The organism is Clostridium nitrophenolicum (genome assembly GCF_055391695.1).
Genome location: NZ_AP042469.1, coordinates 1,254,648 through 1,279,825 on the forward strand (window position 1 = coordinate 1,254,648; position 25,178 = coordinate 1,279,825).

Annotated in this window: 23 protein-coding genes; 12 read left to right on the forward strand and 11 right to left on the reverse strand. The window is 28.6% G+C overall.

What is annotated here, in order from left to right; genetic code table 11:
* The first annotated feature begins 64 nt into the window (after positions 1-64).
* Both ACZ5N4_RS05755 and ACZ5N4_RS05760 read left to right on the forward strand, forming a co-directional pair.
* Positions 65-295 (forward strand): hypothetical protein, encoded by a 231-nt coding sequence (locus ACZ5N4_RS05755; RefSeq protein WP_464207977.1) that lies wholly within the window; start codon positions 65-67, stop codon positions 293-295.
* A 251-nt stretch (positions 296-546) separates the two neighbouring features.
* Positions 547-1,110 carry a GNAT family N-acetyltransferase gene (locus tag ACZ5N4_RS05760; RefSeq protein ID WP_464207979.1) on the forward strand — a complete coding sequence of 188 codons (564 nt, stop codon included), beginning with the start codon at positions 547-549 and terminating at the stop codon, positions 1,108-1,110.
* 300 nt (positions 1,111-1,410) lie between these two features.
* Here ACZ5N4_RS05760 and ACZ5N4_RS05765 read toward each other — a convergent pair whose 3' ends face one another.
* From ACZ5N4_RS05765 to ACZ5N4_RS05775, 3 genes are all read right to left on the reverse strand, one after another.
* The gene (locus tag ACZ5N4_RS05765; protein ID WP_010236926.1) at positions 1,411-1,512 is read right to left on the reverse strand and encodes a putative holin-like toxin; all 102 of its coding nucleotides are present in this window, start codon (positions 1,510-1,512) and stop codon (positions 1,411-1,413) included.
* A 208-nt stretch (positions 1,513-1,720) separates the two neighbouring features.
* Entirely contained in the window at positions 1,721-3,964 is a 2,244-nt protein-coding gene (locus tag ACZ5N4_RS05770) for an ABC transporter permease (protein ID WP_464207982.1), read from the reverse strand.
* Positions 3,964-4,662 (reverse strand): ABC transporter ATP-binding protein, encoded by a 699-nt coding sequence (locus tag ACZ5N4_RS05775; RefSeq protein ID WP_464207983.1) that lies wholly within the window; start codon positions 4,660-4,662, stop codon positions 3,964-3,966. The genes ACZ5N4_RS05770 and ACZ5N4_RS05775 overlap by 1 nt, the downstream gene beginning before the upstream one ends.
* A 232-nt stretch (positions 4,663-4,894) precedes the next feature.
* Between ACZ5N4_RS05775 and ACZ5N4_RS05780 the strand changes: the two genes are divergently transcribed.
* Both ACZ5N4_RS05780 and ACZ5N4_RS05785 read left to right on the forward strand, forming a co-directional pair.
* Positions 4,895-5,434 (forward strand): GNAT family N-acetyltransferase, encoded by a 540-nt coding sequence (locus tag ACZ5N4_RS05780; protein ID WP_464207985.1) that lies wholly within the window; start codon positions 4,895-4,897, stop codon positions 5,432-5,434.
* Positions 5,435-5,654: 220 nt separating this feature from the next.
* A complete protein-coding gene (locus tag ACZ5N4_RS05785; protein ID WP_464207987.1) occupies positions 5,655-6,341 on the forward strand; it encodes a ferric reductase-like transmembrane domain-containing protein in 687 nt (228 codons plus the stop codon).
* Positions 6,342-6,505: 164 nt separating this feature from the next.
* Here ACZ5N4_RS05785 and ACZ5N4_RS05790 read toward each other — a convergent pair whose 3' ends face one another.
* Positions 6,506-7,510, reverse strand: coding sequence for a sensor histidine kinase (locus ACZ5N4_RS05790; RefSeq protein WP_464207989.1), 1,005 nt, complete (start codon positions 7,508-7,510; stop codon positions 6,506-6,508).
* A gap of 15 nt (positions 7,511-7,525) precedes the next feature.
* A complete protein-coding gene (locus ACZ5N4_RS05795; protein WP_308041898.1) occupies positions 7,526-8,200 on the reverse strand; it encodes a response regulator transcription factor in 675 nt (224 codons plus the stop codon).
* Between the two features lie 324 nt (positions 8,201-8,524).
* On the opposite strand from ACZ5N4_RS05795, the gene ACZ5N4_RS05800 reads away from it, so the two are divergent.
* The 3 genes from ACZ5N4_RS05800 to ACZ5N4_RS05810 all read left to right on the forward strand — a co-directional run bounded on the left by ACZ5N4_RS05800 (position 8,525) and on the right by ACZ5N4_RS05810 (position 12,844).
* Entirely contained in the window at positions 8,525-9,292 is a 768-nt protein-coding gene (locus ACZ5N4_RS05800; protein WP_464207992.1) for an ABC transporter ATP-binding protein, read from the forward strand.
* Between the two features lie 7 nt (positions 9,293-9,299).
* Positions 9,300-11,192 (forward strand): FtsX-like permease family protein, encoded by a 1,893-nt coding sequence (locus tag ACZ5N4_RS05805; protein WP_464207993.1) that lies wholly within the window; start codon positions 9,300-9,302, stop codon positions 11,190-11,192.
* 149 nt (positions 11,193-11,341) lie between these two features.
* Positions 11,342-12,844, forward strand: a complete 1,503-nt coding sequence (locus ACZ5N4_RS05810) for a serine hydrolase domain-containing protein (RefSeq protein ID WP_464207995.1) — start codon at positions 11,342-11,344, stop codon at positions 12,842-12,844.
* A 185-nt stretch (positions 12,845-13,029) separates the two neighbouring features.
* Here the strand turns inward: ACZ5N4_RS05810 and ACZ5N4_RS05815 are convergent, their stop codons facing one another.
* Together ACZ5N4_RS05815 and ACZ5N4_RS05820 are read right to left on the reverse strand one after the other, a co-directional pair.
* Positions 13,030-13,533, reverse strand: a complete 504-nt coding sequence (locus ACZ5N4_RS05815; RefSeq protein WP_464207997.1) for an AAA family ATPase — start codon at positions 13,531-13,533, stop codon at positions 13,030-13,032.
* A gap of 237 nt (positions 13,534-13,770) precedes the next feature.
* Complete coding sequence (locus ACZ5N4_RS05820; RefSeq protein ID WP_464207999.1) at positions 13,771-14,049, reverse strand: CD3324 family protein; 279 nt, start codon at positions 14,047-14,049, stop codon at positions 13,771-13,773.
* A gap of 431 nt (positions 14,050-14,480) precedes the next feature.
* Between ACZ5N4_RS05820 and ACZ5N4_RS05825 the strand changes: the two genes are divergently transcribed.
* Positions 14,481-15,596, forward strand: a complete 1,116-nt coding sequence (locus ACZ5N4_RS05825) for a M20/M25/M40 family metallo-hydrolase (RefSeq protein WP_464208001.1) — start codon at positions 14,481-14,483, stop codon at positions 15,594-15,596.
* A gap of 122 nt (positions 15,597-15,718) precedes the next feature.
* Here the strand turns inward: ACZ5N4_RS05825 and ACZ5N4_RS05830 are convergent, their stop codons facing one another.
* The gene (locus tag ACZ5N4_RS05830; protein ID WP_464208003.1) at positions 15,719-17,131 is read right to left on the reverse strand and encodes a PdaC/SigV domain-containing protein; all 1,413 of its coding nucleotides are present in this window, start codon (positions 17,129-17,131) and stop codon (positions 15,719-15,721) included.
* 211 nt (positions 17,132-17,342) lie between these two features.
* On the opposite strand from ACZ5N4_RS05830, the gene ACZ5N4_RS05835 reads away from it, so the two are divergent.
* The 4 genes from ACZ5N4_RS05835 to ACZ5N4_RS05850 all read left to right on the forward strand — a co-directional run bounded on the left by ACZ5N4_RS05835 (position 17,343) and on the right by ACZ5N4_RS05850 (position 21,680).
* Positions 17,343-18,005, forward strand: coding sequence for a response regulator transcription factor (locus tag ACZ5N4_RS05835; RefSeq protein ID WP_464208005.1), 663 nt, complete (start codon positions 17,343-17,345; stop codon positions 18,003-18,005).
* Positions 17,995-19,464, forward strand: coding sequence for a HAMP domain-containing sensor histidine kinase (locus ACZ5N4_RS05840; protein WP_464208007.1), 1,470 nt, complete (start codon positions 17,995-17,997; stop codon positions 19,462-19,464). The genes ACZ5N4_RS05835 and ACZ5N4_RS05840 overlap by 11 nt, the downstream gene beginning before the upstream one ends.
* Before the next feature lie 104 nt (positions 19,465-19,568).
* Positions 19,569-20,996, forward strand: coding sequence for an ABC transporter permease (locus ACZ5N4_RS05845; RefSeq protein WP_464208009.1), 1,428 nt, complete (start codon positions 19,569-19,571; stop codon positions 20,994-20,996).
* Between the two features lie 12 nt (positions 20,997-21,008).
* On the forward strand, positions 21,009-21,680 hold the full coding sequence (locus tag ACZ5N4_RS05850) for an ABC transporter ATP-binding protein (RefSeq protein ID WP_464208011.1): 672 nt from the start codon (positions 21,009-21,011) through the stop codon (positions 21,678-21,680).
* 72 nt (positions 21,681-21,752) lie between these two features.
* Here ACZ5N4_RS05850 and ACZ5N4_RS05855 read toward each other — a convergent pair whose 3' ends face one another.
* The 3 genes from ACZ5N4_RS05855 to ACZ5N4_RS05865 all read right to left on the reverse strand — a co-directional run bounded on the left by ACZ5N4_RS05855 (position 21,753) and on the right by ACZ5N4_RS05865 (position 24,965).
* A complete protein-coding gene (locus ACZ5N4_RS05855; RefSeq protein ID WP_464208013.1) occupies positions 21,753-22,433 on the reverse strand; it encodes a GNAT family N-acetyltransferase in 681 nt (226 codons plus the stop codon).
* A gap of 100 nt (positions 22,434-22,533) precedes the next feature.
* Entirely contained in the window at positions 22,534-23,352 is an 819-nt protein-coding gene (locus ACZ5N4_RS05860; protein WP_464208015.1) for a MerR family transcriptional regulator, read from the reverse strand.
* 59 nt (positions 23,353-23,411) lie between these two features.
* Positions 23,412-24,965: an RNA polymerase sigma factor gene (locus ACZ5N4_RS05865; protein ID WP_464208017.1), complete on the reverse strand. Its 1,554-nt coding sequence runs from the start codon at positions 24,963-24,965 to the stop codon at positions 23,412-23,414.
* Positions 24,966-25,178 lie beyond the last annotated feature (213 nt).

Here is a 25,178-nt window from a genome sequence, read left to right on the forward strand (position 1 = left end):
AGAACTCCATTTTCTCATAAATATTCTTTATTATTTAAAAATAAGTCATGTGGAGGTAGAATTCATGAAGAAAAACTTTTCAATAGCAATGTTATTATGTTTTACCTTATTATTTGCAGCATGCTCCGCCGATGTAAATAGTAAAGGGAGACAGTTAGATGAAAATCTTTTGGATGAAAATAATCATTTAAAATACTCAATAATTGGCCCTGTGTTGTATCTGGGAGATCACGCTTGTCGTGTTTATAGGTATGCTGAGAAGAATAAAGCTGATAAGTTTCAATCTTTTCTATAAAAGAATTAAACTATCATATAAAGTGTTTAATTTAGTTTAATGTGGATATAATCTAATATGTGAGTATATTTTAATCCCCCTAAAATATAAGGGCTGGTAGTATATCTACCGGTCTTTTTATTATGTAATACTTTATGTTTCTTGTAATAAATTGTATAATTTAACTATTAGAAAATGTCATAACTTCTTCAGATAGTGGACAATATTCTTATATTGTAAACTTAATTTTATTATATATAAGGAGGAAAAGTATGGACAAGGCGATTTTATTTTCAAAATTTCCATTCATTCAAACAAATGAAATTACTCTCAGAAAAATAGAAAAATCTGATTTAGAGGACCTTTACTCAATATACAGTAACGAAAACTTATTCAAATATAGACCAGGAGAAGTAAAAAAGAATAAGTCTACAGTTGAAAATATGATTTCTCATTTTGAAAGAGATTTTGGTAAAAAGAAAACCATATTTCTTGCAATTTGTCTAAATGAAGATTTGAAAAAAATTATTGGAGTTGCTGAAATATTTGATTTTGACGCAAAAGTAGACATGGTTACTATAGGATACACTTTAAACGAAGATTATTGGGGACATGGTTTTGCTACTAAAACAGTAGAAGCATTACGTGATTATTTGTTAAATACTATCGGAATAAATAGAGTACAAGCCTTTGTCATGCCTAATAATATCAAGTCAAAAAATGTGCTAGAAAGAAATAAATTTACAAAAGAAGGAACAATAAGACAAGGGGCAGTTTGGACAGGAAAAGGTACTATTGATTTAGATTTGTATTCATTTTTAAAATCAGATTTATAATTAAAGAATAATACATGGTTGAAGGTAATTTACAACTTTCTTATATGATGACTTAACTATATAAAAGTATTAGAATTAAGAACGCTGAACTGTATCATAATTTAAATATGTTAATTAAATAATACAAAAATATAGGTTTATTTTTTATATTATTTTGATATAATATAAATAAGAAATGCAGAAAATAAAAATAGGGTGCTACCAACACCCTATAGTATACAATTCTAGTTGCTTAGGCAACTGGTATCACTATTTTATTTATTGTAAAAAATAGTAGCTATCCAATTGCGGCTGGGGCTACTATTTTTTTGAGATTTTTTCTATAAGTAACACTATTAATGTTAATAGTGCTATTAAGAATAAACCACCTTGAAATAGCAACATTAAAACGTCGTTACTCATATATATCACCTCCCTTCAACAGGGATGAGTGATATCAGTAGCCCACATACAACTATATTGAATTGTACTAAGAAATTATAACATATGATTTATGAAAATTCTATAAATAATCGGGGAGGGTTATTTTAAGCAGAAGAGAAACCTTAGTATAATATATACTTCAAGCCAACCTCTAGTTTTAAAAGGGATTGGCCTGAATTATCGAATTCTATTCCATTCGAGATTTTAAAGCTTCAGCCATGGAAATTCTATTTATTTTTCTTCTGCTCAATAACTTTGATAGTTCATAGGTTAAGTATATTATAACAAAACCGACTAAAACATAAATATAATTTATAGTTACGGGGAAGGATACACTCATATTTTTGGTTATTGATTTAAACATAGCACTTAAGGATGCAAGAAGCAGTGGTACTCCAAGAATATAGCCGATTACTACTATAAAGGAGGAACTGTTTAGAATCAGGGAATAAATTTCCTTCTTCCTGTAGCCTAAGACCTTCATTAGAGATATATTTTCCTTATTTTCCTCTATAGTAAGGGAAGTAACAACATATATTACTATAAGTCCAATTATGAAGGACATAAAAGCTATAGCTCCTATAATGGCCTGAAGGGGTTTTGTCATTGTATTAAAGGCATTTCTCATATCATCAACTGTTACAGCAGCTAATAATTTGTTTTCCGGAATATCTATTCTTTCTGAACTCCATAGCCCCGTATAGCTGCCTGAGGGAAATCCCAGTATATCATTAAGTTTATCAAGAGGTATATAAATATATTCACCTACGTAAGTTTCGGCAATACTATCAACTGTTATACTGTACTCTTTTGAGTCCAGTCTGTTAATAACTTTAACAGTATCCTTTGGCTTTATATTAAGCTTATCAGCTAGAGGTCTTGTTATAATAACTCTATCAGATTTCAATACATTGCCTGCTTTATCTTTAAAGGAAATATACTGAGAATTAGGACTTACACCATACACCGTAAAAGTTAGCTTGTTATCTGATTTTAATGCAAAGGGTATTTCAGAGAAAGCTTCACCTTTTTCCGGTTTACCATTTTGAACAGAGTTGAATACATATTGATAATTATATTTAAATGATTCACTAAAAGAATCTTTGATTAAGTAGTCCATAGAACTCTTTGCCGCAAAGCCCATTAAAAGAAGCATAGTTGCCATAATAATACCAAGTAAAAGAAATGTACTTCTTGGTATGCTTCTAAGCAGTTCTCTTATTCTAAACTTAGTATTGAAACTTAGCTTATCAAGCTTTATTCTTCTTTCTATGAAGCCAACCTTATTTTTTTTCTTTCCGCCTCTCATAAGTTCAACAGGTGAATCTTTAAGTGATTTATTTACAACAAAATAGCTGCAGATAATTAGAAAGATTACCGGAAGCAGAACGCTTATTATAAGATAATTTACATTAAAGTTTAAAGAACCTACAGGTATATTAAAGTATGACACATAATAAGAAATCATAGGTTTTAAGGTTATGGTTCCGAGTATAGTTCCAATTACACCGCCTAATAATGAGATGACTAAAGGATACAAAAGGTAATGTTTCATAATCTCTTTCTTTTTATAACCTAGTGCATAAAGAGTTCCTATAATAGCAGATTCTCTTTTTAACATTCTCCACATTACTATACCTGTCAATATACAGGTAAGAAGCAGTATACTTATAGGCATAGAGGAGCTCATCTCATCAATCCCGGCAAGTTTTGCAGTCATATAGGTTACTCTTGGGTTATCCGTTACATTCATCCAGCTGAGGATAATAACATTTTCAGTTCTTAAGTAATCCTTAAATTGAGATATTCTATTATCTAAATTGCTTCTATCACCATTAAATCTTATAGCATAAAAACTATTACCTCTATTTAGAAGGTTAAAATCATCTTTTCCTATTACTGCTATACCAAAACTGTTTGGGTCATTCAGTATATCTGATTCTGATTTTAATGGATATATATAATTCGGCAGAGACATAAAGCCAGAAATAGTGAAATTCTTATCATATATTTTTATGCTGTCACCAATCTTTAATTTATTAGCTTTTGCATAGGAGGGATCAATAAGAATATGGCCGCCACTTAGAGCTTTACCTTCAATTATTGCAGGTATATCAACCTTAGTATTTTCTCTGAATATTCTCAGTGTTTTATTCTTTGATATGGAATAATCAATTGACTTTGATTCCTCTATGCTCATATCGAATTTTGACTCTAAAGATTCAATATTATTTAATTTTTTGTCGGCCATAAAGTTTGCATCTTCCTGCCTATAGTCTCTTTCAAAAGAAGATAATAGTCCAGTTAAGTTTACAGAAACTAAATTAAACATTGTAAAAAGAAGGCAGCTAAAAATAATAAGCAATAAGGAACCAAGGTATTGAGATTTGCTTTCCAGCATGATTCTTTTAATTTTTTTATTTATAATCATTACCACTCAATCCTTTCCGCAGGCGTAGTTGTTCTATTAACTATGCTCTCTAGGATTTCTCCACTTCTTACCTTATAAACCTTATTAGCCATAGCACTGATTGCAGTGTTATGTGTTATCATAAGTATGGTTGATCCAAAGTCCTTGTTGATTTTCTGAAGAAGCTTCAATATCTCTCTGGAGGTTGAAAAATCAAGTGCACCGGTTGGCTCATCACATAATAAAAGCTTTGGGTTTTTAACTATTGCTCTTGCAATGGAAACTCTCTGCTGTTCACCACCACTTAATTCCCTGGGAAACCTATGCTTTTTATCAAGCATACCTACGGATTTTAAAACTTCATCAGTAATTAGCGGGGACCTGCTTATGTTTGAAACAACTTCTATATTTTCTCCTACAGTAAGATTAGGTATTAAGTTGTAAAACTGAAATATGAAGCCTAAATTTTCTCTTCTGTAATCTGTGAGCTTGATATCATTTAATTTAGTAATTTCAATATTATCTACTGAGACAACACCGGAGTCGCATCTGTCAATTCCACCTATAATGTTAAGAAGGGTTGACTTCCCGGAACCAGAAGGGCCAAGTATAACTCCAATTTCACCCTTGTCTAAATTCATTCCTACACCTTTTAGAACTGTTGTAGTTACCTCACCTGTCTTATAGCTTTTCTTTAAATTTTCTACTTTTAAAAACATTTACTTTCTCACCTAACATTCCATTTTTATTAATCCGACCATGACATTTAGTTCTTTTTATTATAATTAAAAGGTTTATCTATTATAGCTTCTCCTACGCTTTTCGCTTTATCCATGAGAAAAGCAATTTATATATAATTATGTTAAATATTTGAAGATAAAATTAATATTTAATATAACTAAGTAAAGAAGCATAGGATATTACAAATAACTATGGATAGGAGAAAAGATAATGAAAATATGCTTTGAAGAATTTAAAGATGATATTGATACTCTTATAGAATTTTTAACATCAGATACTTGGGATTTTTTTGGAGAGCCGAATCCAAATCCAGAAAGAATTAGGGAGAACTATAAAAACCAGGTATATACTGGGGATAACAACAAAACATTTTGGGTTATTTCAGACCAAGGAATAAAAGTGGGAATGATAAGGATTTATGATTTGCAAGATAGTACCCCGTTGTTTGATATAAGAATTTTGAGCAAGTACAAAGGCTTAGGAGTTGGGACAGCTACTGTCAATTGGATTATCAATTATATATTTAATAATTTTTCTGATAAGGAAAGGATAGAAGGTAATACAAGGCAGGATAATTATGCTATGAGGTGTGTATTCCATAAGTGTGGTTTTGTTAAAGAAGCACACTATCGAAAAGCATGGAAAGATAAAAGTGGAAAACTATATGATGCAATTGGATATGGTTTTATTAAAGAAGATTGGCAGAATGAAAAGACGACTCCAGTAGATTGGAATGACTTTAAGTATTGAATTTATTAATACTCAATATTTGTATTATATGTATTAAGGGAAGTTGGACTGGCTTCCCTTAAAAATCCTTTTTGTAAGTATTGCTAGGAATTTTAAATAGCACAACGAGTTAAATTAGATATAGAAATACCATTAAGAAATTATTTATTGACTTTTTCAGAGGATTTCATTAAAATGATAATGATATTCATTATCATTTTAATTATAAAGGAGAATTGATATGGTTTTAATTTATTCATTAATTTTTGCAGCAGTTTTATCACTAGTTTTTACATCAAGTATTAAGAAACATTATTGGTTTTATTACTCATTATCAGGATTAATAGCTATTAGTACAACCATATACGAAATCTTAAGACTTACTTCTAATATGAAACTTTATGGATTTATTTCTATCCTAGAGAAGGCATCGATAAAAGGTATTATTTCAATATCATTTTTTATATTAGTTATGTTTGCAGGTGCTTTACAAACAAGGTGGACAATTACAAGAAAATTATTAAGAATTAGAGCTGAATTAGCTATTATAGCTTCTATTCTTTTATTACCACATGGTCTTATATATTTAATTCGTTTTATTATTAAAGCGATGAATGGTTCTTTATCCGTAATATACTTGAGTTACATAATTATTGGAGCTATAGGATTTATTATAATGATACCATTATTTATTACTTCATTTAAAAAGATAAGACTTAAGATGAAAGGGCGCCAATGGAAGAAGTTGCAAAGATGGGCATATCTTTTCTATCTCTTAGCATATCTTCACATTTTAATTATATTAGTAGGTAAAGAAAAAATAGATTGGTTAAAATTAAGCACTTATACAATAATATTTGGTGTTTATGCAATCTTAAGATTAATAAAGTCTAAAAATATTAGACAAGCTCAAGTTGTATCACCATAGATAAACCTAGTTTTAAGAAGTTTATAATATACTTACATATTATTAGTATGTTTTACATTTAAAATTAAATATTTTTTAGTTTAATATAAAAAGTGAGATTAAAAAGACTGTAGTAAGAGTTTAGAGAATAAACTTTGCTATAGTCTTTTTAATTCTTATTCTTTTCAGATATTTTGTTGAAATACAATGATAAACTCTGTGTATTCATTATATATTGAGTTTACAATTATGTTATGTTCAAGCTTATTACATAGCTCTTTTACTAGATATAACCCAAGTCCTGTAGATTTCGCATTGTTTCTACCATTATTCCCAGTAAATCCTTTATTGAAAATTCTGTTTAAATCTTCCTTTTTTATGCCGCATCCAGTATCTCTTATAATTACTATGAGTGAATTATCTTCTTTTTCACCTGTTATAGATATAGAACCCTCAGATTCAGTATATTTTAGAGCATTATTTATTAGTTGGTCAAATATAAATGAAAGCCATTTTTTATCAGATAAACAAATAAAATCTAAATTATCTAGGTTCAACTTAATTTTCTTAGAAATGAAATATTTAGAATACCTTCGAATTATTTCTCTCAACATTTTTTCAAGTTGAACTTCTTGAATAAGAAAGTCATTATGAAAATCTTCGAGTCTTGACAAATAGAGTACTCGCTCAACAGAATTTTCAATTCTCATAACTTCATTGTCTATTTTATCTAAAAGCTGTTCACAGGATGGATCTTCATTCCTTTCTATTATAAGCTTTAATATTGATATAGGCATTTTTATATCATGTACCCACATATCCATAATTTCTGTATTTCTTTGAAAGTTATTACTAATTTTATTCATAGAATCTTCCCATTGTTCTTGGTAGTTTTTTAAAAGCTTAACATATATTTTTTCTTCATTAGTAAGTTTGAATAAATTAATATCATTAAACCTATTAATATTAATGCCTTCGATTAGCGAATGGAAAAAACCATTTTTTTTATAATAGCTAATACATATATAAAAGCTTAAAAATATTAAATTTACAATGACTATATATGATATAGTGTCAAGTAAAATTATATCTAATGGCGAAAAGATAATAACTAAAATAACAAAAGCTAAAAAAGAAAAGTTGAAAATAAATAATTCAAATTTATCTTTAATAAAATCTATAAATCTCATAATAATTCTTTATTACTACATTATAATGTAGCCTAAACCTCTCTTAGTTTCTATAAAAGTATCAAGTCCAACTTCTTTTAATTTTCCTCTTAGCCTATTTATATTTACAGTCAATGTGCTATCATCAACATACCAATCGCTATCCCAGAGTTTTTTCATGAGTTTATCACGGCTTACTATTTTGCCTATATTTTTCATTAATTCATGAAGTATTTTCAGCTCATTTTTGCTCAATTCTATAGTATTATTTTTATATAAAAGAAGAGCTGTAGACAAATCTAAGATTACTTCATTATGAACAATTTTGTCAGAAGCCATTTCGTTAAAATTATAAGTTCTTCTTAAAATGGCATTAATCTTTGCAATTAGCACATCTATTGAAAAAGGTTTTTGTATATAATCATCTGCACCTAAGTTTACACCCATTATAATATCTAGGTTAGTGCTTCTAGAAGATATAAATATTATTGGTACTTTAGAGATCTTTCTTATTTCATTGCACCAATGAAAGCCATCATAAAAAGGAAGGTTTATATCTAATAAAACTAGTTGAGGATTAAAAGCATTAAATTCCTCCATTATATTTTCTAAGTTATTTATTTTATAAACAGAATGTTTCCACTTTGTAAGTTCTTCTCCAATTTCATTTTTTAAGGTTACATCATCTTCAATTATCATTATTCGAAACATTAAGTACCTCCAAGTATAAATTTGTAAAAAATATTGAGCAAAACATATCTACTAAGCAACATGAATCATTAAAACTATAAATGAAATTTATAAAAAATTTGACTAGCACAATAGGCTATATGATTTTACAAGCACTCAAACTTTATTTAAAAGTAGCACTAAACCATGTATATGTGAATTATAGCATTAATCTGATATTATAGAAATTATAAGATGAAGAATGTTATATTACAAAAATGTTATGTTTATGTTATTTAAAGATATCGATAAAGAAATTAATGGTTTATATAATAATCTCATGAACTAAAGGCGTAGGAGGATATTATGGGAAATATATTGACTGTAGAAAATGTAAAAAAGGAATATGGAAAAAAGGGATTAAAATATGAAGCTTTAAAAGGTGTTAGTTTTAAGATTGAAAGAGGCGAATTTGTTGGAATAATGGGAGCATCAGGGGCTGGTAAGTCTACCTTATTAAATATAATATCTACTATAGATACTCAAACATCAGGTAAAGTTATTATAAATAATAAGGATCTAAGTAAATTAAATGAAGACGAAGTAGCTGACTTTAGGCGTGATAATTTAGGATTTATTTTTCAAAATTCAAATTTATTAGACACACTTACTATTAAGGAAAACATAATGTTACCATTGTCTTTAAATAATGAAAAAGTATCTACAATAGAAAAAAGAATAGAAGAAGTAACAGAGACAATTGATATAAAAGATATTTTAAACAAATATCCCTACGAAGTATCTGGAGGGCAAAAGCAAAGAGGTGCGGTTTGCAGAGCTATAGTAACTAATCCTGCATTAATATTAGCAGATGAACCTACTGGAGCTTTAGATTCAAAGGCCGCTAGAAATTTATTAGAAACATTTTCAAAATTAAATAGTGAAAGAAAGTCTACAATTCTTATGGTAACTCATGATGCAACAAGCGCAAGTTTTTGCAATAGAATTTTATTTATAAAGGACGGCATTATATTCACAGAATTAGCTAAAGGAGAGAACAATAAAGAATTTTATTACAAAATTTTAGATACAGTAGCTTTACTTGAAGGTTGTGATAGAAATGAACTTATTTAATATATCCATGAAAAATGTAAAGAATAGTTTATCTAATTATATTATGTATTTTATGTCTGTAGTTTTCAGTGTATTTATATTCTTTAGTTTTAAGTCTATACAGTATAATAAAGCTTTAGTTAACATAGATAAAAGATTAATAGTAAGTATAAATGCAGCATCCATTATTTTAGCTTTGTTTTCATTTATGTTTATATATTATTCAAATTTGTTCTTTATAAATAGACGTAAGCAAGAGATTGGAACCTATAGCTTGCTTGGAATGAGGAAAAAGCAAATAGCAAGAATATTTATATATGAAAGTTTTATAATAGGAATGATTGCTATATTTTTAGGAGTATCCTTAGGATTTATATTTACTAAAATAATAACTATGATTTTAGTAAAACTTATGGGAGAAATTCTTGTAGTTAAGATGAGTTTAAGCTTAAAAGTTGTTTGTCAAACCTTAGTTACATTTGCAATTATATTTATAGTAATTGGTATTAGAAATAATATTGTAATAAGAAAAAAGAAGATTATTGACTTCTTTAAAGATGAAACAGACCCATTGGATACTAAAAAAACTTCTGCAATAAAGGGGATTATTGGAGTAATTTTAATAGTAATATCATACATGATAGCTACAAGTCAGTTACTATTTAAGGAAATTAGGTTGTCATTTGTTATTCTAATATTAATAATACCAGGTACATTTTTATTTTTCTCGTCAGCAACATCACTTATGATAAGTTTGATTAAAAGAAATAAAGTATTTTATTACAAAGGAAGGAACTTAATAGCTTTTTCTGAGGTTAGTTATAAAATATCCAGTAATTCAAAAATGCTTTCAATCATAGCAATACTAATAGCAATTAGTGTTACAATCTTAGGATATACAGTATATCTTTATTATGATATTGATAAAAACATAAAAGAAAATTATAAATTCAGTTATAACATAAACGCTGAAAATCAGAAGGTTAATAATGAAATAGATACTATATTAGATAAAAATAATTATCAAATAAAATTTGATAGAACTATAGAACTCATAAATAAAAAGGCTAGTTATAAATTAGTCAACAAAAAAGATAAAATAAGTACTTCTAGTGAAGAATTTATACAACTTATAAAAGAAAGCGATTTTCAAAGCATAATGAAATATCAAAATAGAGAGTATTCTAGTTTAAAAACGAATAATGATATTTATTATATTAAAGAAAAGACTACAAACTTGTTTTATGAGACTTTAGAAAATAAATCAATAAATTTAATAGATGAAAATAAAATTTTTAATGTAAGCAAGCAATATGATGAGTTACTATTAAATAAGTATTCAACTTATAGTTTAGTAGTAGTTAAAGATAGTGTATTTAATGAAATTAAGACTAAGGAAAATATATGGAACTTAAGAGCAATTAAGATAGAAAATGAAGAAAAATCACTAGAAGTATCTAGAAGTATTCAAAGGTTAGTCGATGAAAATATTAAATTTAAGCATCCATTTAATTTTATATCTAGTATTATAGAAAAGAAGGAACTCACACAAATTTATGGGTTATTTCTCTTTATAGGTATATTTTTAGCCATTGCATTTTTGCTTTGTACAGGAAGCATAATTCTATTTAAGCAGTTATCAGGTATATATGATGATAAAGAAAGATATATAATGCTTAAGAAATTAGGAGCAACAAATAAAGACATTAAAAAAATGTTGTCAAAGCAGCTAATGATTGTATTTACATGTCCTGTAATAGTTGGAACTGTGCATAATTTATTTGCAATGTCCATTGCACAAAAGATTATACAAAGACCTATAGTAATGCCTACACTTATAACTTTAGGGGGATATTATATTGGATATTTTATATACTACTTTGTTACTCTAAAATATGGAAATGATATGATAGCAAATTAAGAAAAATAGAAAAAGATGTAGCTTACTGGCTACATTTTTTTTATTTAAACATTACAAAACTGTAATATAAACGTTATGTAGTTCAATGGCTCAGGAATCCTACTTAACTTATACTATATTTATAAGTTAAAAGAAAGGAAGTTAAGATAATGAAAGGTACGTTAGAAAAATTAATAATATCAATATTAAGCTTAGTTATGTTAACTAATTTGTTACAGAGCAATAATATTGCCCTTGCATCAAATAAAGTTTCACATAGCAAAAGTGTAGAAGAGCTTAAAAGTAAGTTAGACAAGTCTGTGCCCAAATTGCAAAAACGTTATGGAGTAGAAGGAACAGCTATAGGTATAATTAAAGATGGAGAAGTTAAATACGTATTGAATTATGGGTTAGAAGATAAAGTGAAAGATAAACCTATAAGTAATAATACAGTATTTCAAGCAGCATCAATGTCAAAAAGCTTGACAGCTTGGGGAATTATGAAATTAGTAGATGAAGGTAGAATATCCCTAGATGACCCTGTCGAGAAGTATTTGAATCGATGGCATTTACCAGAGTCTAAATTTAATAAGGATGAGGTAACTATAAAAAGATTACTAAGTCATACAGCAGGATTAAATGTTCATGGATACTTAGGAATAGAGCCTGATAAAAAAATACCTACAATAGAGGAATCTTTATCAACAAATAAATTTCCTAATAAATCATTAGAAATAGCTATGAAGCCAGGAAGTGATGTTAGCTACTCAGGCGGAGGATATACATTATTACAGCTAGTTATAGAAGAAGTAACAGGAAAAACTTTTGAGCAATACATGGAGAAAGAAATATTGAAGCCGCTAAAAATGGATAATAGTTCATTTAGTAACAATTTTTCAGATGATAATATGTCAAAGGGATACGGATATTTTAATCAAGTAATTCCAAACTATAATTTTACCGAGAAGGCTGCAGCAGGACTTAAAACTACTGTACCAGATTTTTTAAAGTTTATATTAGCTAGTATGGATGGAGTCAATGATGAGGTTAGAGGAAGAAATATTTTAAAAAGTGAAACTGTAGATTTGATACATAAACCAATAATAGGTGATTCTGCACTAGGAGTTTTTTTGAAAAAGCTATCTGATAGTAGTGAGCTTTTATATCATAGTGGAGATAATAGGGGATGGCATGCTGTTTATGGTCTTATTCCAGAAAAAAAGGATGGTATAGTTATATTTACAAACAGCGATAATGGTATAGACTTAAGACAAGACATATATAATTTTTGGATAGAATATGAAACCGGAACATTACCTGAACAATATTATGCTATGGAGAAATATAGAAATACCAACTTTGCTATTGCAGTGTCTTCAGGAATTGCACTTGTAGTATATATTTTATTATTTGCTATAAGATTAAAACAGGGTAAGAGAGTCTTTATTTCTAAAAAAGAATACAAGACTTTATTAAAATCATTTATAAGACTTTTTATTCCATTATCTTTGGCAGGTATAATATATTATGTAGTATATGAAATGAACATACTTAAGCTTCAAGGAGGGGTTAAAAATATTGCTAGTGTAAGTCTATTATGGATAATAGTTTTATTTATAACTGGACTTTTCCCAAAAAACAAAATAAGGAATGAAAAGGAAATTCGCGCTTAAAGATGATATGGTGAAACATACTATAGATAACGTAGATTTTTTAGTATCGGAATTATAACTTTTAGAGTTTAGATTAATGAGGATATAGCCAAGGACTTACTATAATAAAGTAAGCCCTTTTCTAAATTTAACCAATTAATTATTTTCACAAGATTAGTAAGCAATAAGGTTAATGTTATTACTAGCTATTTTTCAATAATTTTTATAATTTTATTAGCTGTTTCTAAAATAGAAATATCACTTGTATCAATTTTTATAGTATTCATATTTTTGTATAGTGGAATGCGTTCTAATCCCATATCTAAAGCTTCATTCTCTCTTAAATCATTGTCTATATCTGCTGATACTCTTTTTCTAAAACTATCTTCATTGCACATAAGGGTTATTTTAATTACTTCGAATTCTAACCCATCTAGTTTACTTAAAACCATATCAAATATTTCTTCCAAATGTATTACCCAATTAAATATTACATATTCAAAAGAAGAATTCATTAAAAAATTTCTTAAGAGATGGGCAATATTATCTAGAACCATTTCTTTATTTTCATCGTTCACAATAAACGGATTCATCATCCAGCACCAATCTCCATCAAGCCATACTGAATTTTCTAGTTTCTTATATAACGCTTTGCTCGTTGCAGTTTTACCGATGCCCATAGTCCCATTTATAATAATTAATTTTTTCATTGTTTTAACTCCTTTCACAAATTGTTTATCTATAGTATAGAAACTAACTAGAAAGTTAATTTATACGAAGGGATATATTTACGCAACAAGAAACTGTAAATATATCCCGAAGTATAAGTTAACTTTCGGCCTAGTAACTCTATAAAATGATATCATTACTTTCATCACCACATCAACCTACAACATTTTTCTGAATTAAAAATGCACCATTAAGCTTCTAGCTTATGGCGCACTTTGTTATTGGTTTTCTCTTTTCATTTTTAAAATAATTCTTTGGATGCTCTTGGGAGATAAGTAATATATATCAGAAAGAAGTTTTATTGATACACCTTCTTTATATTTCTCATAAATATCTATGTTTCTAGTAGATATTTCCTTTTTACTTTCCGTTGTTTCTCCCCAAGTCTTTTTGTTGCTTTCTTTTCTCGGAATATAAATATACTCACCATCAATATAGCTTTGAATTAAATCTAATAATTCTTCTGGTAACACATCTGCTGCTTTAATATAGCTCATTATGCTCCTCCTAAATATAATATTATCTTAGGATTGAGCAAAGGCTATTTCATATTTTTAATCATTAGTTGTTATGCAATAGCCTCTGCTAAGCATAAATAATATATTTTCTCATAAAGCTGTACCCCTTTCCTGTCTACTTGATATATAAATTTTATCTAATAAATATGATTATCTACATAGCTATAATATAACATAATTGATTAACTGTGGAAATAAAAATGGTATCTTTAATAGGAAGGTAGATTCGTAATTTTTATACAATAAAGCACTTTAGAAAGTTATAATCTTTTTTCGCTTAATATTTCAATCTACATTAAAGTGAGTATTAACAAATTTGAATATTTATATAATTTGAATATTCATATAAAATGTGATAAAGTTAAATTTATACACAATATGATCATTTTTACATAATGGGGGAGTATATAATGGTAAATAGGCAAAGATTAATAGGTGAACTTGTAGAATTAGTGCAAATAAGTAGTCCAAGTTCCAAAGAAGGTGCGGTAGCTAAAGTCTTAGTAGACAAGTTAGAACAACTAGGATTTGAGGTATATGTAGACGATGCCGGAGTAAAATCTGGAGGAGAAACTGGTAATGTTATAGCAACATTAAAAGGAACTAGACAAGGAAAAACTATATTATTTAGTTCTCACATGGATACAGTTAATCCGGCTGAAGGAATAAAGCCTATTATAGATGAAGTTAATGGCATAATAAAGAGCGATGGAACTACAGTATTAGGCTCTGATGACAAAGGTGGTATAGCCGCTATATTAGAAGCTATAAGAATAATAAAAGAAAATAATATAGAGCATGGCGCTATACAAGTTGTATTCTCTATATGGGAAGAAGGGGGATTATTTGGTGCTAAGTATTTAGATTACTCTAAGATAAATGCAGATTTTGCATTTGTACTAGATGGTGGTGGAGCTCCAGGAAAAATAATAGTTAAAGCTCCAGCACAAGATAGCATAGAAGTTAAAATAAAGGGTAAACCAGCTCATGCAGGCTTAGTTCCAGAAGAAGGCATAAGTGCAATAATGGTTGCATCAAGAGCTATAGAAAATATGAAATTATTAAGAATAGATGAAGATACTACAGCAAATATAGGCACTATAAAAGGAGGAGTTGCTACTAATATAGTTATGCCAGAATTAGAACTATTAGCAGAAGCAAGAAGTTTAGATAACTCAAAGTTAGATGTCCAAACTCAGCACATGGTAGATACATTCAAGCAAGCAGCGGATGATTTTGGTGCAGAAATAGAAATAAAAACTAAAAGAATGTATGAAGCTTTTAGTGTAGATGAAAATGATGAGATAGTTAACATGTTAAAGAAAATATTCTCTAAAATGAATATAGAACCTACTGTTATTTCTACAGGTGGTGGAAGTGATACAAATATATTAAATGCTAATGGTATAAAAGCTGTTAACTTAAGTGTAGGTATGGAAAAAGCTCATACATTAGAAGAATATATAGCTATAGAAGATTTAATGAATTCAGCTAGAATGGTAGTTGAAATAATTAGAGAAGCATAGTAAGGTAATAACTACTTAATCTAGCACTTAGGTCAAGTGGTTGCTTATATACAATTTTTTTGGACATACAAAAGGGGATGTTGCAAAATTTCATTTTGCAATAACCCCTTTTTAAATTGGAATTAGTGAGCTACATCAACTTTTAAACTATCTTTTAACATAGAAAATGGAATTTTAAATTCAGGAGTACCAACAGCATAAGGAGCAATTTCGTATGGCTGGTAATAGATTACGATGCCATCTTCTGCAATGTAAAAGGATTGATCGTCTGAAATTGAATCTAATGCCGCAGCTGCGCCTGGATAGAATTTAGTATCTGCTGCCATTTGTTTCTTTATTTCTTCTGTAATTATTTTTTTAGAGTTTACTCCTTTCTTAAAGAAATCTTTTAGTAATATTTTTTCTCCAGTTTTTAGATTTATATTGGAAGTTTCAGTAAGGGTATTTCCATGTGCACCGCCAGTATATTGATGATAAGTGCTGGTAATACTTATAATATTCTTTTCATTGTAAGAAATATCGTAATCTACGAGCAGAATGTAAGGTCTAGCTTCATGGCCATAATTCTTAGCATCTTCTAAGGCTTTTTTTCCATCGCTTGTCATTTGTTCTTTAAGCTCTAATGCTCTTTTTTGAAAAGCTTTATTTATTTCAGACTGCATTTTTTCATCTTTCAAACCTTTTATTACTGGGATTTTTATATTAGAAATTAAAGCTTCATTTTTTTCTGAAATTAATTCTGGAACAACTTTTACGGAATCTGTCTTGATTTCATATCCTGTTTTTACGCCTCCTTTAAATAGTGAGAAGGGAAGCTTAAACTGTGGAGCACCTGTTGAATATGGTGCAATTTCATAAGGATTAAAATAAAGAATCACATTGCCGTCTTCGATTCCGAAAGGTTGATCAGGGTTAATACTAACAAAACCTTGATCTTTTTCACTAAAATAATTGCTTGGATTTAATTTTATTTGTTTTTGAATATCTTCATTAATAACAGAGATATAGTTTTCGTTTTTGTTAAATAGATCTTTTAAAGCAAGCTGTTTTCCAGTGGTTAAATCAAAGTTAAAAGTTTTTATTTCATAGTTTTCATGTGCACCAAGGGTGTAATTATAGTAAGTGCAGGCTATGCTTACTATATTGTTTTGCTTGTAGGTAACTTTGTAGCTAGTAGATGCAGTATAAGGTCTTACTTCCAAGCCTTGTTTTTTTGAATCCGCTGCAAATCCAAGTCCTTGATTTTTTATATCCTGTGCAAAAGCAAGTGCATCTTTTTCTATAAAAGTATTAATGGCAGTTTGAATTTCTGTATCTTGAACTCCTTCCAGTACTGGGATTTGTAAATTAATTTTGTAAGCTTCTTGATTGTTTTTTACTTCTTTTGTTGAAACTTTCACTTCAGGATGAAGGGTAATTTGTCCACCTTGTGCATAGAGAGTTGAGGCAGACTGAGATGTCGGTGATGCCTTTACAAAAGAGGTAGCTCCCAAGCTTAGTATTCCAATTAATCCTAAACAAAATATTTTTTTCATCTATATTCACTCCTTAATTTGTGGTATTTGCTATTTGTTTCTATGTTTATACTATACTTCACAAATTATATAGATGGGTTACAAAATGCTTACAAACAGTAAAAATCTAGTTACAAAAAGATTTGCTAACTTCAGTTTATAATATAAATTTTTAACTTCACATAAAAAACACAATCATACTTTATAATAATGAAGATAGGAAGGTGAAAGTATGAATGAAAAGATACTTGTAATTGAAGATGATTTAGACATACAAGAAATACTTCGTGAGTTTTTGTGTGTAAATGGATATATTGTTGAAGTGGCTGAGGATGGATTAAGAGGCATTGACAAATTTAATTCAGGTAAATTTGATTTGGTGCTCCTTGATATCATGATTCCAAAGATTGATGGCTTTGTTGTATGCGAAATTATTAGAAAGACATCTAAAACCCCAATAATAATGTTAACTGCTTTAGAAGAGGAACAAGATCAAATAAAGGGCTTTGAATTAGAAGTGGATGATTATATAACGAAACCTTTTTCAGTTAATCTTCTAATTAAAAGAGTTGAAGCAGTACTTAGAAGAACGAAAACTCTAGATGAGGAGGCAAGGCTAAGTTTTGAAGATATTGTTATTGATGCTAGCTGCTTTAAGGTGTGGGTAGGCGAAAAAGATATCGAACTTACAGCTAAGGAGTTTGAACTTCTAAAAATTTTTATTAAAAATAAAGGCAGAATTTTAACAAGAGAAATATTACTAAATCAGTTATGGGGTTATGATTTTTATGGGGATGTCAGGGTTATTGACACTCACATTAAAAATTTAAGGTGCAAGTTAAAGGTTGATTATATTAAAACGATTAGAGGTGTTGGCTATAAACTTGAAAAATAATATAAGAAAAAGTATTACTTTTAAAACTTTTAAAATCACATCAATATTGCTAATTACTTCAGCAATCTGTATATATTTAATACTATATTTCTTGCTGCCAAGCTATTATTATAAATATAAAAAAAGTACTATAGAAACTGGGTTAGATAAATTGGTAAATACTGTTTCAATGCTTCCAATTAAAGATGCTAAAAAATACCTTGATGATTTTAATGTTAAATATACTGTTAACTTGACCGTACGGGATAGTGTAGGAAGACCTGTATACTTACCATTTAATTTGATTGAAATGACTTTAGAAAATCAAAATAATATACCTTATATGTCGTCATCTATAGTTACACCACAAGCAGGCAGCTTTCTAGTTTCAGGCAGTAAGCAAATTCCTTCTGCCTATATGGTTTCAAGACAGATAAAATTTTTAAATGATAATGAAAGCTACACTATGAATGTTATAGTTCCTCTGCAGCCAATAGATGAAGCTTCAAAGGTTTTATTAAATTTAGTACCCTTAATTGGCATTGTAGTGATTATTATATCAGTGGTAGGAGCCTTTATATATTCAAAAATAATTACTAAGCCATTACTTGAAATAAATAACGCAGCTAAACATTTGGCAGCTTTAGATTTTGAAAAAAGCTGTGAGGTAAAGAGTGAGGATGAAATAGGAGAAATTGCCTTAAGCTTAAATGAATTAGCTTCCAATTTGCAGCATACCATGAGTGAACTTAAAAATACTAATTTAAAACTTTTGGATGACATTGAAAGAGAACGAGAAATTGAAAGGAAAAGAAGAGAATTTACTGCTACAATTTCACATGAATTAAAAACACCTATTACAATAATAAAAGGGCAACTTGAAGGGATGCTTGGAAATATAGGTGCTTATAAGGATAGAGATAAATATATGAATAGAGCCTTATTAGTCTTACAGGATATGGAATCAATGGTCAGAGAAATACTCGAAGTATCAAAACTAGAAGCTCATGGGTTTAAACCACAATACACTGAAATAAATCTATCATATCTAGTTAAAACTCACCTTGAAAAACTCAGTTATCTTGCAAATGAAAAGGATATAAGTTTAAATCCAAAAATAGCTGAAGAAGTTTATGTTCAGGCAGATGAAAAACTAATTAAAAAGGCAATATCTAATGTTATTAATAACGCCATTACACATACAGCAAGGAATGAGAAGGTATTTGTAAATTTATATGTGGAAAATGATAGAGTGGTACTAACTGTTGAAAATACCGGAGCACATATAGATGAAGCTGAATTCGAAAAGCTCTTTAATCCTTTTTATCGCATAGAAAAATCTCGAAACAGAAGTACCGGTGGCAGCGGTTTAGGATTATATATTGTAAAGATGATACTTGAGGCTCATGAAATAGAGTATAAAATGAGCAATACTGAGTCAGGAGTTTGTTTTAAAATTATATTTAACAGAAGCAATTAAGCTTCTGTTTTTTCATATTAAAAACACTTAGACTTCACAGTAACTACACAATACAAATTTACAATTAATAATGTAATAAAGATTAAAAGGTAGGAGGAAGAACAATGAACTTTATAAAAAGAGCAATATTAAGTGTTACTAAAAGAAAAGTAAAAACTATAATATTAATTGTAATTTTAAGTGTTATAGCCAATATGGTCCTTGCTGGTCTAGCAATACGATCTGCTACTGTTAAATCAGGTGAATTTGCTAGAAAAAAACTTGGAGGGTCTGTATCTCTTAGTGTTGATTTTGAAAAGGCAATGTCTAAATCAGGTAATAAAGGCGGTAGAATCGACATAACTCCGCTAACTATTAAAGACGCAGATAAATTAAAAGACTTAAAACATGTTAAAGCATATAATTACTCATCCTCAGGAATGGTTTCGTCAGAAAATTTTAAACCCGTTGCGAAAGAACAAGATGATAAGAAGGATGATAAGAATTCCTCTGTATCATTTGGTGGACCCGCAGGTATGGCCCAGCCAGATGTATCATTAGAAGGGAATTTATATACAGAGCTTTCTCCTGACTTTACTGAAGGAAAAAGTAAGTTGATTGAAGGAAGAAATTTAACAAAGAGTGATCAGGGAAAAAATGTAGCCGTTATAGAGAAAAAACTGGCAGATGAAAACAAGTTAAAGCTTGGCGACAAAATAAAAGTAAAAAACTTACAAGGGGAAAATGCTCTAGAATTAGAAGTGGTAGGAATATATACAGCTGAAAAAATTGAATCCAATCCTATGATGGATGCGATGCCATTTTTAAGTCCGTATAATAAAATATATGTGCCTATTTCAGCTACAGCACAATTGGACTCTTCCTCATCTGGGCAAACAGATACTATTCAAAATGCTGTATATTACATGGATGATCCTATGAACGTTGAAAGCTTTAAAAATGATGTAAAAGCTTCAGGTATAAATTTAGAAGATTATAAATTAGATGCAAAGGATTCTTTATATAAACAGATGATGGGACCTATTGAAAATGTTGGATCATTTTCAAAAACTATAGTTATTATAGTTGCAATTGCGGGCGCAGCAATTCTATCACTTATAATAATTTTATCACTTAAGGACAGAAGGTATGAAATTGGTGTGTTAATGTCTATGGGAGAAAGCAGATTTAAAATTATTAGTCAATTATTAGTAGAAACCATGATTGTTGCTTGCATAGCTTTTGGTATATCAACATTTACCGGGAATGTAGCAGCACAGAAAATAGGGACTAATCTATTACAGAATGAAATAAAGACCACTGAAAAACAGAAAAATTCGCAGCCTTCAAACTCAGGAGTGGTGATGGTTGGGCCTGGAGGAACAATGAACGAAAAAGTTGATGCCATAGATAAAATTGACGTTGGCGTAAATTCAAGGGATCTTGAAAAATTATATTTAATTGGATTTCTAATTGTAACTTTAGCAACAGCGGTTCCAACAATATCAATACTTAGATTTAATCCAAAAACAATTTTATCTAAGAATGAATAAGGAGGTATAAAAATGAATACAGTATTAGAATTTAAAAATGTGAGTTATCATTATCAGGATGGTTCAAAAAAATCATCAATTTTAAAACAGATAGATTTTAGTTTTGAAAAGGGAAAGTTTTATACTATACTTGGTTCCTCAGGTTCTGGGAAAACCACATTTCTTGCTTTAGCTAGTGGTTTGGACATACCTAAATCTGGAGATATACTATATGATGGTAAAAGTATTAATAATATAGGATTAACTAACTTTAGGAATAAAAATATAGGAATAGTATTTCAATCCTATAATCTTATACCTTATATGACATCTTTACAAAATGTTTTAACAGCAATGGAAATAACTAAAAATAAAATAGAAAATAGAAAACAAAAGGCTTATGATTTATTAGAAAAGATGGGTTTAACAAAGGAGGAAGCCAATAGAAACGTACTAAAGCTGAGCGGTGGACAGCAGCAGAGGGTTGCTGTAGCTCGTGCCATATCCACAGAAAGCGATTTAATACTTGCAGACGAGCCAACAGGAAATCTTGATCATGGTACAGCTATTGAGATAATAAAAATATTTAAAACCTTAGCTCATGAGAATAACAAATCTGTTATTGTAGTTACTCATTCGAGTGATGTAGCAGCTCAATCGGATGTTATACTTAATCTTAAAGCTGGAAAACTTGTTATAGCTTAAAGACTTCTGTTAATTTATTATCCAAAGAAGTGCAAATACAGGTAGTGCAATATCCATACACACACATGAACTTTAAGAATTCATGTGTGTTCTTTTTTTATTATTGATTAAATACTCGCCAACTTTATAGGAATATAAATATACTCCTAAATCTGCTGATCCATTTACAGTGTTAATGTTGATTTGTTTTTCACCCATTCTTTTGAAGCCATTATTATCATAAAATCCATAATTACATTTTGAGTCTGTAAATAGATACAAACTTCTAACATTGTTGCTTTTGCAAAAGCATAAATAATTATTCACAAGTCTTCTACCAATGCCTTTGCCACGGCATTTTTCACCAACTATAAAAAGCACTACCTCACCGTCGAAATTGTCATTACATTCCTTAATTAAATTAGCATAGGCATCAGAAATTTTTTTATATTCTAGTAAGAAGGCTTTATCTTTTTTATTAGTCAATAAAGCTCGTACCCAACAAATAAGTAAAGACCAGATGTCAGGAGCATTTTTCAAAAATTTATTTTTATTATTCGCTTTTCCTAATAATAAGCCGATAACTTCTCCATTTTCTTCTACCACTTGCGAATAGTTTTGTACAAGAAGACATCTTCTTAAATAAGTTTCTAAAAAAATATCTAAAACTTTTGAATTTGAAGTATATTGTTTAAATTTAAATGCCTCATTAATAAGCTCTTTCACTGTACTATAATCATTTTTTCTAATTTTTCTATAAACTAAGCTACTCATTTTAAAACCTCCAATTACTTTCAATTAATATCTATATTTGAATCCTTAAAAAAATAATAAACCTTGGAGTAACTCCAAGGTCAATAGTTTTTTGTTTACTTTATGGAATTTTTTTATTACCATCTATAGGAACCCACATTTCATAATAATCTATAGAAGTATTTTCAACAGCTTCAAAAGCTATTGCTCTAGCTAAAATATCATCAGTTATCTGGATATTATTATAATTTAAGTAGTCTTTTAGTGCAGCCAGATCATCTATTTTAATGTCATTTTCAGCTTTAATAACTGTGTATATACATTTTCTTTTTTTGAATCTTTTGCAATTATTCTCTAGAACTATATCTTCAGTATCACTAGCGCTTATTCCACTAATGGCATAGTTCATATTTCCACCTAACTTCAGTTCATCAAAACAATTAGTATTTAAAATAACAGAGTATTTGATTGACAGCATATTAGCATAAGGATTAAATTCCTTTAAGATATTAATCATATTTTCATCCAGCTCATAGTTTTGAGCTTTGTATATAAACAAAGGGTTTTCTACAACTTCAAATTTGTTTATATAATTTATAGCCTTATTAAAGTCTTTTTTGTATTCAATAACAGTATTTTTAATTTTTTCTAGTTTTTTTATTTTGTTATCTATTACAGTTTCTTGATTTTCAAAAATATTAGTCATTTCATTTAAGGATTTATGATATAGCATAAGTTTTATCTCTTCTAAAGGCATATCTAATTCTTTTAGTGAAATTAAGTATGGTAACTTAACTATATCCTCTTCAGTATAATATCTATAGCCATTAAGCTCGTCTTTTTTTGGTGTTATTAATCCAAATTTATCATAATATCTTAAAGCATCTTTACTTATGTTAAAAAAATTAGAAACTTCGCCAATTAAATATTTATTCTTCATTCTACTATCACCATTTCCAAAATTAATTTAATAAATTATATCATATTTTTGGTAGCTTTCTATTTGTGTATTATTATTTCCTCTTCATCATAAATGAGATTTTTAACAGCATTATTTATTATTAATTTTGTTGATTTAGAATTTGTAGTAACCTTTGTACTGACAGCTCCATTTTGTAAACTTCCAAACTGATCTTCGATGGCTTTTAAATTAGGAACTTTTTTTACCAATGAATTATAAATTTTATCTCTTGAAGGTTGGTCCTTAAATTGTATATTTTTACTATTATTGATATTGCTATCTGATCCTGAAAAAATAAAGTTAAATTCGCTGAATATTCTATTGATCTTGCAGTATTCTATAGTCCATTTAGTAGAATCATTCTTCTCTTCCACAGAAGTAACTTTAAACTTTTCTCCATCACAATCAAATTCCATTGGGAGTTTATTTTTATCTATGTTATATATTTTTGAATTACTAAAAACATAGTTTGCTTGTATACCAATAAGTTTTACTTCTATTTGATTTTGGTTTTTATAATATACTGATTTAAATTTCTGTGATCCATGAGAACCTGTTCTTTCTCCTAAGTTAAGTTTGTCTTTACTACCAGTGTCAACTAAGCCTGCATCTGTACTAGAGTCGTTCCCACCTTCGTCAATTAAATATTCTTTATCTAACCTTACAGAGAATAAAGGATGTATAAATTCTATGTTTTTATCTTTTGGTATAAAACTGTAGTCCATAATACTTTTTAAAACACCTACTTTAAATGAATTAATTTTCAATGTACCTATATCAAGTGCATATTCCTTATTTACAGGTATAACTTTAATCGGCTGCATTGGTACCTGCATTTTTAAAGTCCAGTCAACCTTAATGTTATTATAATTATTATTGTGAATTATAGAATTCAATTTATCAAAAAAATTATCAGATTTTTTATTATCAATATATAAAAGATTATCTACTTTTAGAGTTATCGGATTATTGTGAATGTAATCTGCAATACTATTGTTTATAGTAATAGAGAAGGATTTTTCTTTATTATCTGAATTTGGATCTGGAAGAGTTTGCCCCCAGACTTCGAATTCTTTATTATCTTTGTCACAAAGCGTAACTTTATTTATAGAATATCTAGGATCAGAGACATCGTATATAACTTCTATTCCCATATCATCTGCTAGAATTTCTTTTGTTGAATAATCCTTAAGATATCTAAGTGCAAGTATATCTCTTTCATCTTTTCTAAGTTTAGAAAGTAATTCTTCTACCATAAGCCTGTCATCAATGGATTGGTAGGAAAACTCATCTCTAACTTGAATTAGTTCCTTATCGGAGGAGGCAGTTATCTTATTTTTTATGTTCTTTCTACATACATTTATAAGTATAGAAATAAACCAGCAATAAAATTTTTCTTCCTTTCTTAATTGCTTTAATTTGTCAAAGGCTTTTATAGAAGCTTCCGATATACAATCTTCAGCATCATATGAATTCTTTGTATAAGAAAAGGAAATATTATAAATTAGCGCTTCCTTTTCTTTTAAAAGTGACATAAATGAAGAAATGTCTCCATCTCTACTTTTCTGAACAAGTTCTTGTATGTTATACATTTTCTACCTTCTTTCAATGCTGCAGCAATATTGTTCTTACATAGATTAGATATTTAAGAAACACAAAAAGTTTCAAATTAATTTAGTAAGTTACTAATTTGATAAAAAGTCCATATTATCCCAGTTACAGTGAATAGTACCATAAATAACTATAAAAATTAACATAATAATAAATTTTTATGATATAATTTATAAAAAATTATAGAAATGAAG

What these genes read in the sequence shown, in the direction of transcription:
- ACZ5N4_RS05765 (WP_010236926.1), bottom strand. Translation starts at nt 1,512, where the DNA reads ATGAGTAACGACGTTTTAATGTTGCTATTTCAAGGTGGTTTATTCTTA.
- ACZ5N4_RS05865 (WP_464208017.1), bottom strand. Translation starts at nt 24,965, where the DNA reads ATGTATAACATACAAGAACTTGTTCAGAAAAGTAGAGATGGAGACATT.
- ACZ5N4_RS05810 (WP_464207995.1), top strand. Translation starts at nt 11,342, where the DNA reads ATGAAAGGTACGTTAGAAAAATTAATAATATCAATATTAAGCTTAGTT.
- ACZ5N4_RS05755 (WP_464207977.1), top strand. Translation starts at nt 65, where the DNA reads ATGAAGAAAAACTTTTCAATAGCAATGTTATTATGTTTTACCTTATTA.
- ACZ5N4_RS05760 (WP_464207979.1), top strand. Translation starts at nt 547, where the DNA reads ATGGACAAGGCGATTTTATTTTCAAAATTTCCATTCATTCAAACAAAT.
- ACZ5N4_RS05850 (WP_464208011.1), top strand. Translation starts at nt 21,009, where the DNA reads ATGAATACAGTATTAGAATTTAAAAATGTGAGTTATCATTATCAGGAT.
- ACZ5N4_RS05775 (WP_464207983.1), bottom strand. Translation starts at nt 4,662, where the DNA reads ATGTTTTTAAAAGTAGAAAATTTAAAGAAAAGCTATAAGACAGGTGAG.
- ACZ5N4_RS05780 (WP_464207985.1), top strand. Translation starts at nt 4,895, where the DNA reads ATGAAAATATGCTTTGAAGAATTTAAAGATGATATTGATACTCTTATA.
- ACZ5N4_RS05820 (WP_464207999.1), bottom strand. Translation starts at nt 14,049, where the DNA reads ATGAGCTATATTAAAGCAGCAGATGTGTTACCAGAAGAATTATTAGAT.
- ACZ5N4_RS05845 (WP_464208009.1), top strand. Translation starts at nt 19,569, where the DNA reads ATGAACTTTATAAAAAGAGCAATATTAAGTGTTACTAAAAGAAAAGTA.
- ACZ5N4_RS05805 (WP_464207993.1), top strand. Translation starts at nt 9,300, where the DNA reads ATGAAAAATGTAAAGAATAGTTTATCTAATTATATTATGTATTTTATG.
- ACZ5N4_RS05815 (WP_464207997.1), bottom strand. Translation starts at nt 13,533, where the DNA reads ATGAAAAAATTAATTATTATAAATGGGACTATGGGCATCGGTAAAACT.
- ACZ5N4_RS05855 (WP_464208013.1), bottom strand. Translation starts at nt 22,433, where the DNA reads ATGAGTAGCTTAGTTTATAGAAAAATTAGAAAAAATGATTATAGTACA.
- ACZ5N4_RS05860 (WP_464208015.1), bottom strand. Translation starts at nt 23,352, where the DNA reads ATGAAGAATAAATATTTAATTGGCGAAGTTTCTAATTTTTTTAACATA.
- ACZ5N4_RS05790 (WP_464207989.1), bottom strand. Translation starts at nt 7,510, where the DNA reads ATGAGATTTATAGATTTTATTAAAGATAAATTTGAATTATTTATTTTC.
- ACZ5N4_RS05795 (WP_308041898.1), bottom strand. Translation starts at nt 8,200, where the DNA reads ATGTTTCGAATAATGATAATTGAAGATGATGTAACCTTAAAAAATGAA.
- ACZ5N4_RS05835 (WP_464208005.1), top strand. Translation starts at nt 17,343, where the DNA reads ATGAATGAAAAGATACTTGTAATTGAAGATGATTTAGACATACAAGAA.
- ACZ5N4_RS05830 (WP_464208003.1), bottom strand. Translation starts at nt 17,131, where the DNA reads ATGAAAAAAATATTTTGTTTAGGATTAATTGGAATACTAAGCTTGGGA.
- ACZ5N4_RS05770 (WP_464207982.1), bottom strand. Translation starts at nt 3,964, where the DNA reads ATGATTATAAATAAAAAAATTAAAAGAATCATGCTGGAAAGCAAATCT.
- ACZ5N4_RS05785 (WP_464207987.1), top strand. Translation starts at nt 5,655, where the DNA reads ATGGTTTTAATTTATTCATTAATTTTTGCAGCAGTTTTATCACTAGTT.
- ACZ5N4_RS05825 (WP_464208001.1), top strand. Translation starts at nt 14,481, where the DNA reads ATGGTAAATAGGCAAAGATTAATAGGTGAACTTGTAGAATTAGTGCAA.
- ACZ5N4_RS05800 (WP_464207992.1), top strand. Translation starts at nt 8,525, where the DNA reads ATGGGAAATATATTGACTGTAGAAAATGTAAAAAAGGAATATGGAAAA.